At 30.2% G+C, this 11,511-nt stretch carries 12 protein-coding genes; 4 read left to right on the plus strand and 8 right to left on the minus strand.

What is annotated here, in order from left to right; translation table 11 throughout:
* The 5 genes from nqrE to Lupro_RS06970 are packed head-to-tail and all read right to left on the minus strand — an operon-like array spanning position 1 to position 4,724.
* The gene (nqrE, locus tag Lupro_RS06950) at positions 1 to 750 is read right to left on the minus strand and encodes an NADH:ubiquinone reductase (Na(+)-transporting) subunit E (RefSeq protein WP_068207842.1); all 750 of its coding nucleotides are present in this window, start codon (positions 748 to 750) and stop codon (positions 1 to 3) included.
* A gap of 5 nt (positions 751 to 755) precedes the next feature.
* Complete coding sequence (locus Lupro_RS06955) at positions 756 to 1,403, minus strand: NADH:ubiquinone reductase (Na(+)-transporting) subunit D (RefSeq protein WP_068207845.1); 648 nt, start codon at positions 1,401 to 1,403, stop codon at positions 756 to 758.
* Positions 1,404 to 1,407: 4 nt separating this feature from the next.
* Complete coding sequence (locus tag Lupro_RS06960) at positions 1,408 to 2,154, minus strand: Na(+)-translocating NADH-quinone reductase subunit C (protein WP_068207846.1); 747 nt, start codon at positions 2,152 to 2,154, stop codon at positions 1,408 to 1,410.
* Positions 2,147 to 3,370, minus strand: a complete 1,224-nt coding sequence (locus Lupro_RS06965; RefSeq protein ID WP_068207849.1) for an NADH:ubiquinone reductase (Na(+)-transporting) subunit B — start codon at positions 3,368 to 3,370, stop codon at positions 2,147 to 2,149. The genes Lupro_RS06960 and Lupro_RS06965 overlap by 8 nt, the downstream gene beginning before the upstream one ends.
* A 4-nt stretch (positions 3,371 to 3,374) precedes the next feature.
* A complete protein-coding gene (locus tag Lupro_RS06970) occupies positions 3,375 to 4,724 on the minus strand; it encodes a Na(+)-translocating NADH-quinone reductase subunit A (protein WP_068207851.1) in 1,350 nt (449 codons plus the stop codon).
* A 437-nt stretch (positions 4,725 to 5,161) separates the two neighbouring features.
* On the opposite strand from Lupro_RS06970, the gene Lupro_RS06975 reads away from it, so the two are divergent.
* On the plus strand, positions 5,162 to 6,406 hold the full coding sequence (locus tag Lupro_RS06975; protein WP_068207856.1) for a type IX secretion system plug protein: 1,245 nt from the start codon (positions 5,162 to 5,164) through the stop codon (positions 6,404 to 6,406).
* 53 nt (positions 6,407 to 6,459) lie between these two features.
* On the plus strand, positions 6,460 to 6,846 hold the full coding sequence (gene apaG / locus Lupro_RS06980; protein WP_068207860.1) for a Co2+/Mg2+ efflux protein ApaG: 387 nt from the start codon (positions 6,460 to 6,462) through the stop codon (positions 6,844 to 6,846).
* Between the two features lie 19 nt (positions 6,847 to 6,865).
* Here apaG and Lupro_RS06985 read toward each other — a convergent pair whose 3' ends face one another.
* On the minus strand, positions 6,866 to 7,570 hold the full coding sequence (locus Lupro_RS06985) for an NRDE family protein (protein WP_068207861.1): 705 nt from the start codon (positions 7,568 to 7,570) through the stop codon (positions 6,866 to 6,868).
* A gap of 108 nt (positions 7,571 to 7,678) precedes the next feature.
* On the opposite strand from Lupro_RS06985, the gene pruA reads away from it, so the two are divergent.
* Complete coding sequence (gene pruA / locus Lupro_RS06990) at positions 7,679 to 9,307, plus strand: L-glutamate gamma-semialdehyde dehydrogenase (protein WP_068207862.1); 1,629 nt, start codon at positions 7,679 to 7,681, stop codon at positions 9,305 to 9,307.
* A gap of 71 nt (positions 9,308 to 9,378) precedes the next feature.
* On the opposite strand, the gene Lupro_RS06995 is transcribed toward pruA, so the two are convergent.
* Positions 9,379 to 9,558 carry a hypothetical protein gene (locus tag Lupro_RS06995; protein ID WP_068207863.1) on the minus strand — a complete coding sequence of 60 codons (180 nt, stop codon included), beginning with the start codon at positions 9,556 to 9,558 and terminating at the stop codon, positions 9,379 to 9,381.
* Positions 9,559 to 9,624: 66 nt separating this feature from the next.
* Positions 9,625 to 10,251, minus strand: a complete 627-nt coding sequence (rsmG, locus tag Lupro_RS07000; RefSeq protein WP_068207865.1) for a 16S rRNA (guanine(527)-N(7))-methyltransferase RsmG — start codon at positions 10,249 to 10,251, stop codon at positions 9,625 to 9,627.
* A gap of 152 nt (positions 10,252 to 10,403) precedes the next feature.
* Here rsmG and Lupro_RS07005 point away from each other — a divergent pair, with 152 nt between their 5' ends.
* On the plus strand, positions 10,404 to 11,501 hold the full coding sequence (locus Lupro_RS07005) for a fatty acid desaturase family protein (RefSeq protein WP_068207868.1): 1,098 nt from the start codon (positions 10,404 to 10,406) through the stop codon (positions 11,499 to 11,501).
* Positions 11,502 to 11,511 lie beyond the last annotated feature (10 nt).

Raw genomic sequence — 11,511 nt, forward strand, 5'->3', positions numbered from 1 at the left:
TTACTCTTTAATTTCTTTTTCGTTATTCGCTAAATTATTAGCATTTTTGGTTACTTCAAGTTGAGCTGTTTTTTCTTTAGTTTCTTTAATTTTCTCAATTTGAGTTGTTTCTTTTTTAACTTCCTTTTTATCACCTCCAGTTAACATTCCTCCAAAACTCATAAACCCAATAGCCATTAAACCAGTAATAATAAATGTAATTCCTAAACCTCTTAAAGGTGCTGGCACATTTGAATATCTAATTTTTTCACGAATAGCTGCAATTGCTAAAATGGCTAAGAACCAACCAATTCCTGAGCTCACACCGTAATTAAAAGCCAATCCAAAAGATTCAATTTCACGAGATTGCATAAACAATGAGCCTCCTAAAATTGCACAGTTTACGGCAATTAGTGGTAAAAATATTCCAAGTGAATTATATAAACCAGGAGCAAATTTTTCTACAATTATTTCTACCAATTGTACCATTGTAGCAATAGTTGCAATAAACATAATAAATGACAAGAAACTTAAATCAATATCTGCATATTCTTCCCCTAGCCATTTTAAAGCTCCTTCTTGTAAAATATATTGATCCAACAACCAGTTTAGAGGAACTGTAATAGCCATTACAAATATAACTGCCGCTCCTAATCCTACAGCTGTTGATACTTTTTTAGATACGGCTAGGTACGAACACATTCCTAAGAATGTTGCAAACACCATGTTATCTATAAATATTGCCTTAAAAAATAATTCTAAATGTTCCATACTACTTAATTATCTTCAATTAATGCTTCATTTCTTGAGCGTTGTACCCATATTATAATTCCTAACGTTATTAACGCCATTGGTGCTAACAGCATAAATCCATTATTTTCATAACCGTAAGCATACACTCCTGTTTTCTCAATAGAATCTCCTAATACTTTAAACCCTAATAATGTTCCTGATCCTAATAATTCTCTGAAAAATCCGACAATTACTAGAATTATACCATAACCTAATGCGTTTCCTATTCCATCTAAAAATGATCTCCAAGGTCCGTTTGCTAAAGCAAATGCTTCAAAACGCCCCATAATGATACAATTTGTAATAATTAACCCTACAAATACAGACAATGTTTTACTCAATTCATATGCGTATGCTTTCAATACTAAATCAACTATTATAACCAATGCAGCAACTACAATTAATTGAACAATAATTCTAATTTTGGGTGGTATAATATTTCTCAGTAATGAAATTACTACGTTCCCCATAGCGAGTACAAACAATACTGCTAATGCCATCACAATAGATGCTTTTAATTCAGCTGTAATTGCTAATGCTGAACAAATTCCTAAAACCTGAATAGTAATAGGGTTATTATCAGCTAGCGGGTCTGTTATTAATTTTGCGTCTTTTTTTGATAAAAGTCCCATAAAATTATTGCTTTAATGTTTTTAAATATGGTATATACATCGCTAAATCTTTTTTTAGCATTTCTGACAAACCATTTCCTGTTATGGTAGCTCCTGCAATTGCATCTACTTCAAAATCTGTTTTATCTAAATTTTTAGGGTCTGAATTTCCTTTAGATACAGAAATTCCTTTAAATAAATCTCCATCTAAAATATGTTCACCTTCAAAATCATCCATAAAAAATCGTTCTTTTATATTTGATCCTAAACCTGGTGTTTCACCCGCATGATCAAAATACACTCCTTGAACCACCAATTGATTATCTAATGCTACATAGCCCCAAATTGCATCCCATAACCCCTTACCTCTAACAGGAATAATATAATATTTTTGATTATCCTTATTTCCAATAAATAGTGGAAGTCTTCTTTTATAATTGGGGTCTTTTGCAGCAGCAGCTTCTTTTTTAAGATCTATTAAATAGGCTTTATCATCTTCTACAGCTTTATTTCCTGTAATTACTATTTGTTTGGTAATATATTTAGAAAACTCACTTGCTACTTTGTCTTTCGAAACAAAAACAACACTACTTTCATCGTTTTCATTGATACCCATTGCGTATAAAATATTTTGTTGTTTTTCTATACGTTTATTCTCAGCTATTTTATCTTTTAATGATGATGACACAAAAGCTAACAATGTTCCAACTATAAGTACCATCCCAGTTGCAAACAGTATTGTATATACGTTACTTTCAGTATTTTTAGCCATAGTTTTTTATTATAATTTTTTGTACTTTTAATCGTTTTAGCCTTCTTTTTATGTTCCCAAGAATCACATAATGATCAATGGTAGGTGCAAAAACGTTCATTAATAAAATTGCGAGCATTACACCTTCTGGATAAGCTGGATTGAAAACACGAATCATAATTGAAATAAATCCAATTAAAAATCCATAAATCCACTTTCCTTTATTTGTTTGCGAACCAGTTACAGGGTCAGTAGCCATAAATACAACTCCAAAAGCAAATCCTCCAATTATTAAATGTTCCCAATAAGGTGTGGTCATCAAGTCATAAAATTTACTTCCTTCTGTAATCCAGCCAGCAGTTACAACACCGTTAAATATAAGTCCCATAACAATTGCTCCAATTATTGCTGACAGCATAATTCTCCAGCTGGCTATTTTGGTAAACAATAAATATAGAGCTCCCAATAAAATTAAGAGTGTTGATGTTTCTCCAACTGATCCTGGAATAAATCCATAAAACATATCCCACGTTGAATATACTAAGTCTTTTCCTTGAGCTAAACCTCCTAAAATAGTTTCACCTGATATGGCATCTGGCGTTCCCTTTAATGCATTGGCTCCTGCTACCCAAACTTTATCACCACTCATCCATGTTGGATATGCAAAAAATAAGAATGCTCTAATAGTTAATGCTGGATTTAAAATATTCATTCCTGTTCCTCCAAAAACTTCTTTTCCTATAACTACACCAAAAACAATTGCTACTGCAAGCATCCAAAGAGGCGTATCAATAGGTATAATTAAGGGAACCAACATACCTGTTACAAAATAACCTTCTTCTACTTCATGTTTATTAATAGTTGCGAAAAACACTTCTATCCCTAACCCTACAACGTAAGAAACAAGTATAAGAGGTATTAATTTTACAGCACCAATGTAAAGGTTATCTAAATTCCAAAAATCACCACTAAAAAAGGACATTCCTTCAGGAAAACCATTAATTGCGGCATTGTGTTGAAATCCAACGTTAAACATCCCAAAAATTAATATTGGAATTAAAGGTATTATAACATTTGTCATAACACGTTTTAAATCATCAGCTCCTTTTATATGACCTCCCGAATGTGTTGTTTCATTAGGTGTATACACGAAAGTATGAAAGGCCGAATAAGCAGACAACCACTTTTTACCCTTTCCCTTTTCTTTTATATTATGTAATTTTTCTTTTAATCCCATAATTTTATCCTATTTCTTTTAACATTAAGTCTAAGCCTTTTCTAATAATTTCTTGATGAGGTTGTTTAGAAACGCACACAAATTCAGTTAAGGCAAAATCTTCAGGAGCAACTTCATACATTCCTAATTGTTCCATTTCATCTAAATCTTTATACATACAAGATTTTAATAATTGTATTGGATAAATATCAAGAGGAAAAACCTCTTCATAAATACCTGTAACAACAAATGCTCTATGCTCTCCATTGGTATTTGTATTTAAATCAAACTTTTTATTTGGGAATAACCATGAAAAAGTTAAAGCTCTTGAAGTTGAAATTTTATTGAAAATTGGCTTAATCCACCCAAAAAATTCATAGTCATTTCCTTCAGGAATTACTGTAACCATATTGTTGTAATACCCTAATACTCCTTTTATATCTTGTGCAATACCTGTTAATACATTTCCACTTATAATTCTATTGTCACCTTTTTTTAACTTTCCTCCAACGATAGAATTTATAGCTGCTCCTATTTTAGTTTTATAATACTTAGGCATTTCAACCGATGATCCTGCCAAAGCAATTATACGTTCAGCATTAAATTTACCCGTTAAAAGTAACTCTCCAATAATTACTAAATCTTGAGGTGTCACCGTCCAAACTACTTCTCCTTTATTTATAGGGTCAATTTTTGCAATTTGAGTTCCTACATTTCCTGAAGGATGTGGGCCTGAAACTTTATGCAAGGAAATATCATTTAACCCTGCAAATGGTGAATTTGAATTTTTACCAATAGAAACATGAACTTTCCCTGCTGTTAACTTGCTTAAAGCCGTAACAGCTGCTTGCAATTCCTTTTCTTTCCCTACCAATACGTAATCGTAATCGGCTGCCAAAGGAGCACTTGCATACGCCGAAATAAAAATTGCCTTAGGGTCTTTTTCAGTATTTGCAATTACATCATAAGGTCTCTGTTTAATAAATGGCCAGCACCCTGAAGCTAATAAATGACTTTTAATTTCTTCAGCTTTCATTGATTTCGGGTCTTTTGTACCAAAATCAAAAAAATGTTGTTCACTATCAGCTTGTATTTTAATGGCTAATAATTTTCTTTTTTCACCACGTATAATATCAACCACTTCACCACTTACCGGAGAAGGAAATTTCATTTCTTCGTTAGCTTTATTATAAAAAACTGGTTCTCCAGCTTTTATTTTAGCACCAACTTTTACTGATAATTTTGGAATAATACTGTGGAAATCTACAGGTTTTAATGTATAAACATTACTAGATACAGCGTTTTCGGTAACTTTCTCGGCTTCACCTTTTAGCTTTATATCTAAACCTTTTTTAATCTGAATGTCTTTTGACATATATTTAGTTTATTTAATAGTCTTAGAAAACGGAGCAAAAATAACAATTTCTAAGGTAAGATTTATGATTTTTATCATGTTTTTTGTTACATTTATTTGCTTGTGGTTACAAACCATAATTTTATTAATAAATAAAAGGAATTTAAATGAAATTCTTATTCTAAAATTTACAATCCTTGTTATTCATTATAAGTTTAATAAATTAACATTTACCAATCTAAAGGAGTCTTTTTCTATAGAAAATTGTATTGAGAACTGCTTTTAGGTCGAGTTATTTTTATCCTTCACATTAAAAGTTTATGTGTTTACCATAAGAAAAATGAGGTTTTACCTTACTTTCAGTTTTATTAGCCTTCTAATTTTAGTTTTAATACTTTTGCTCTTACCTTTTTGGTATTATTATTGTTAATTTAACTACTAAATAAACCTTAATTATTTTGAAAAAATATCTTCTATTTTTCTTTTATATCTATTTCGTTCAATTCGGTTATTCACAATCTGATTTTACGGAACCCGATTATATTAAAACTATTATTTTCAAACCAACCGCTACAAACAATTATGCACCTATAATTAGACTAGGAGAAAAATTAGTACTTACTTTTGACGACTTAAATGCCGATGAGCATAACTACACTTATAAAATTGAGCATTGTACTTTAGATTGGGAAATTTCTAATCTATCTGAGTTTGAATTTATAACTGGTTATGCCGAAGACAGAATTAGAGATTTTGAAAACTCAGTTAACACCTTACAACCTTATACAAACTATAGCTTAACAATTCCAAATGAAGCTACTAAAATTAAAATATCTGGGAATTATATATTGTCTGTGATAAATGAAGATGAACAAGTTGTTTTTAAAAGAAAGTTTGTAGTTTACGAACCTAAAGTTACTGTTGGAGTTTCCATTTATAAAAGTAGAGATATTTCAACAATTGACACCAAACAGTCTGTTGAATTTATTATTAATCACCCAAATTACAGAATTAACAATCCAAGTTTAGAAATTATACCTGTTATTCTTCAAAATAACAATTGGCAAACGGCAATTATTGGGTTAAAGCCTCAATTTTATAGAGGAACCCAACTACTGTATAAATACAATAAAGAAACTAGTTTTTGGGGAGGTAATGAATTTTTATTTTTCGATTCAAAATCAATCAGAAATTCAACTTTAAACATTGCTAAAGTTGAACTTGGCCAAGAATTATATCACACCTATTTATATACAAACGAAGGAAGAATTGGCAAGCCTTACACGTTATTTCCTGATATTAATGGAAACTTTATAATTAGAACACTTGATGGAAATAACAGCAATTTAGATGCCGATTATAGTTGGGTTCATTTTTCATTAGAAAGCTTTGAAAATTTAGAGGAAAAAGACATTTATGTTAGCGGAAATTACAATAATTGGCTGTTAAACAAAACCAACAAACTTCATTATAATACAAATTCAGGTTTATATGAAGCAACAATATTACTTAAACAAGGATTCTACAATTACCAATACGTTACCAAAACTAAAAAGGGTATTATTAGCAATCATGATATTGATGGTTCTTATTATCAAACTGAAAACGATTATACGGTTTTCGTTTATTATAAAAAGTTTGGAGATAGATATACAAAAGTAATTGGTATTGGTTATGGTAATTCTGAAAAAGTAAATAATTAATTTTTTGATTTTATAATTTTAGTATCTTTGACCTTTAAAAACAGTAAGTTACTATGGTACAACAAGTAACAAATGGAATTAAAATCTCAGTAATTTCTAATTTCGAAGGCACAAGCTATCGAAATTACAGGCTCTACTATGCCTTTAGTTATCAAATTACAATTGAAAACCAAAGCAATGAAACTGTTCAACTTTTAGGAAGACACTGGAAAATTTTCGATTCATTAAACAATACTGAAATTATTGAAGGATCTGGTGTTATTGGTGAGAAACCTATTTTAAAACCTACTGAAAAACACACTTATAAATCGAATTGTTTTTTAACCTCTCCCATTGGAGCTATGAAAGGATTTTACAACATGATAAATTTTAAAACCTCTAAAACATTTAAAGTTTATATTCCTACATTTCAATTAATGGTTTCTAATATTTACAATTAATTACCTAACAATAAAATGATTATAGGAAATTGAATGTTGATTTTTTATGGTGTACAACATCTTCGTACAACATTTTAATGGAGGCTCCTTCTTTTTTTACCGAAGTAATACTTACTGTTTCAACAGAAGAACGCTTCATTAAAACCGACTGTTTTTTGTCTCCTTTTTCCGAATGATGGAAACTTAAAATAGCGTTGGAAGTAAATTGATTTGTACGAACCCAATTCCCAAACCATTGTTTACGTTTTTCTTTTATTACATCTGAATACAATGTAGAAGATGACCAAACTTTTGGTTCATTCTTTAATTTGGTAAAATATATTTTTTCTTCATCCCAAATTAATTCATATAAATTTAATTGCTTATTATTCCAATCAACAATAACCATTGTAAAAGGCTCAATACCTTTTAAATTTAAACATTCAATATATTGAATAAAATTATCTTCTTTTAATATTTCTTTGGCAATTACACCTCTACTTTTCTTGTACTTTTTTTTCTTTACATGCTTTTTAAAAGCTCCATTTAACACACACACCAATCTATTTTTAGAACTTATACCAATCCAAGTTCCACCCGCAATTTTATCTTTTGGAAATACCATTTCTACACCATTTTCAATATAACTTTTTGGAGGTAATGTTTCCCTCAATCGTTGTTCATCTCTATTTGATGTTAAAATGAAATCGTTATTGGTTAAAGGAAGAAAAGTAACGGTACACATGCTATTAAAATTTGAATATTCAGTATTAGTTTAGAACAAAAAAAGTGAATCCAATTTTGTAACTTTGTCGAGCAAATTTAAGTAGAAAAACTTTTAAAAAATAATATAATGGCAACAGGATTTTATAAAGTACCAAAAGCAGTTAATGAGGCTGTAAAGTCGTACGCCTCTGGAACTCAAGAACGTAAAGATTTGTTAGATACATACAAAAAAATGTACAATGAACAAGTTGATATTCCATTCTATATTGGCGGGAAAGAATATAGGACAGGAAAAACAATAGATATTCATCCACCTCATGACCATAAACATACCGTTGGAAAATATCATACAGCAGAAAAAGAGCATCTTGAATTAGCTATAACAGAGGCCATAAAGGCTCGTAAAAAATGGGCGGCAACAAGTTGGGAACACCGAGCTGCTATTTTCTTGAAAGCTGCAGAATTATTAGCGGGTCCATTTAGAAACAAAATGAATGCTGCAACGATGATTGCACAATCTAAAAATGTAATGCAAGCTGAAATTGATGCTGCATGTGAATTGATAGACTTTTTCCGCTTTAATGTGGAGTTTATGACTGAAATATACAACAATCAACCACAATCATCACCTGGAATATGGAATCGTATGGAATATCGTCCACTCGAAGGTTTTGTATATGCAATTACTCCTTTTAACTTCACATCAATTGCAGGAAATTTACCTGCGGCTCCGGCATTAATGGGAAATGTTGTTATTTGGAAACCTGCAAGGTCTCAAGTATATTCAGCAAATGTGATTATGGAAATATTTAAAGCTGCTGGTTTACCTGATGGTGTTATTAATATGGTTACTGGCAACTCAAGCATGATTACTGATGTAATTTTAAATAATGCTGAATTTTCTGGAGTTCATTTCACAGGGTCAACACCTGTGTTCAACAGCTTTTGGGAAACTATTGGTAAAAATATGAATAACTACAAATCTTACCCAAGAATTGTAGGAGAAACTGGTGGTAAAGATTTTATTTGGGCTCATCCATCTGCAAATGCTCAGGAAATTGCCACAGCTATTTCAAGAGGTGCTTTTGAATACCAAGGACAAAAATGTTCAGCTGCATCACGTGCATACTTACCAAAAAGTTTATGGGGAGCAATTAAAAAAGCTGTTTTAAAAGATGTGAATTCATTTAAAATGGGCTCACCTGAAGATACTTCAAACTTTATAAATGCAGTAATTGATGATAGAGCTTTTACCAAGTTATCTGGCTATATTGATCAAGCTAAAAAAGATGCAGATGCTGAAATTATAGTAGGTGGAGGTTATGATGATTCTGTAGGATATTTTATTGAACCAACTATTATTGTAACAACAAACCCTCAATACAAAACTATGTGTACTGAATTGTTTGGACCAATTATTACTATATTTATTTATGAAGATGACCAATGGGAAGAAATTTTAGATGTTTTAGATAATACAAGTGAATATGCTTTAACTGGAGCCATTTTTAGTGGAGATCGTTACGTTATAGACATTGCTACTGATAAACTTGAAAATGCAGCTGGTAATTTTTATATCAATGACAAACCTACTGGAGCTGTTGTTGGTCAACAACCTTTTGGTGGAGCAAGAGGTTCAGGAACAAATGATAAGGCTGGGTCTGTGTGGAATTTATTACGTTGGGTTAGTAACCGTACCATAAAAGAAACTTTTGTACCTCCAACAGATTATAGATATCCTTTTTTAGAGGAATAATTTAAGTAACTTTTCAAATCAAAAAACTCGCCTTTCGGCGAGTTTTTATTTACTAATGTTTAAATATTCTATTATCCTTTTTGTAGCTTATCTGCGTTTGGCAGCAACCCTATTAATTCTTGAGGGTTATGAATTAAAACAGGTATGTGTTGCGGACAAATATAAAATTCACTCGTTTGATAATAAAATTTCGTTACAGGTGTTTCACTTGATGATTTTTTACAAACTAGACACTCTTTCTTTTGATCCATAATTTTATCTTTATTAAAAGACAAATTTACCTTAAAATACTTAATTGATTTCTGACATTTGTCATATCATCTTTTTTTCAAGGGAATATGCACTATCTTTTTAGTTTCATAGAATTCTTCTTCAAAATAATTGTCCAAATTATATTGTGTTGCTTTAGGGAAATTAGCCAACTCTTCCGTTAAATCACCTCCTTTTAAATATAAAATTCCATTTTTTAACTCGTGTTTCTGTTTTTTAGCAATTTTATTGCGAGTCCACTTTACAAAATTATCCATATTGGTTACAGCTCTACTCACTATAAAATCAAACTCACCTTTTACATTTTCAGCTCTAATAGCTTCTGTTTTAATATTTTTTAAACCAAGTGCGGTAACAACTTCATTTACAACTTTAATTTTTTTTCCAATTGAATCAACCAAATAAAATTTAGTTTCAGGAAATAATATTGCCAATGGAATCCCTGGAAAACCTCCTCCAGTACCTACATCTAAAACAAAAGTATTTGGTTGAAATGGTTGAACTTTTGCAATACCTAATGAATGTAATACATGGCGAACATATAACTCATCAATATCTTTTCTTGAAATTACATTAATTTGTGCGTTCCATTCTTTGTACAATTCTTCTAATTTTGAAAACTGTTCAATTTGAATTTCAGATAAATTTGGAAAGTATTTTGAAATTATTTTCATGTTTTTTAATTTTAACGTTACAAAATTAATCTTTCTGAAATTAAATTAACATCTTATAAAAAAATGTTATATTTTTCCCAAAATTTCTTTTTTGAAATTTAATTGGCATAATTTTGGCGTATATAATATATACCGTATTATAAAATAAAATCATGAGTAACAACACAATACATTTTTCAAGAGTTGATAAAGCAAAATTCTTCAGAACATTAAACAAACGAGTTAATACCTACTTTAAAGAAAATAAAATTAAACGAACAGGTAATTGGATACTATATACGAAAGCAATTATAATGTTTGCTGTATTTTTAATTCCTTTAATTTTAATATTAACTGTTTCTATGCCACAGTGGGCACTACTGGCATTAACGGTTATTATAGGAATAGGAATGGCTGGCGTTGGCATGAATGTAATGCACGATAGTAACCATGATTCCTTTTCTAGTAAAAAATGGGTAAATAAACTAATGGGAAGTAGTATTTACATTTTAGCTGGAAATGTTTACAATTGGAAAGTTCAACACAATGTATTACATCACACATTTACCAATATTCAAGGTTATGATGAAGATATTGATGCAGGGAGAATTATTCGTTTTTCAAAACATACGAAATGGTTAAAAATTCACAAGTTTCAAAAATATTATTCGTTTTTATTATACGGTTTGTTGACCATAAATTGGGCTATTACAACCGATTTTAAGCAAATGCATAAATACTTGAAGCGTAAACTTTCATATGGAAAATTTCCTAACCCAACAAAAGAGTGGACTGTTTTAATAATTACTAAAATAGTGTATTATTCTCTTTGGATTGTATTACCGCTAGTTGTTTTAGATATTGCTTGGTGGAAAGTATTAATTGGCTTTTTTGTGATGCATTATACTGCTGGAATAATTTTAAGTGTCATTTTTCAATTGGCTCATGTAGTACCAAGTACAGATATGCCTATACCAAACAAAGAAGGGAATTTAGAACATACTTGGGCTGTTCATCAACTATTTACAACATCTAATTTTGCTCCAAAAAATAAATTCATATCGTGGTATACAGGTGGATTAAACCATCAGGTTGAACATCATATTTTTCCTCATATTTCTCATATTCATTATGAAAAAATAGCAAAAATAGTTAAGGAAACTGCACAAGAATTTAACTTACCTTACAACGAATATAAAACTTTTAGAAAAGCAATTATTGAACATTTTAACCAACTAAAAATGCTAGGAGCAAAACCTACTTACGCATAATTTTATTTAT

Origin of the sequence: Lutibacter profundi, from assembly GCF_001543325.1 — a bacterium.
Classification (GTDB): Bacteria; Bacteroidota; Bacteroidia; order Flavobacteriales; family Flavobacteriaceae; genus Lutibacter; species Lutibacter profundi.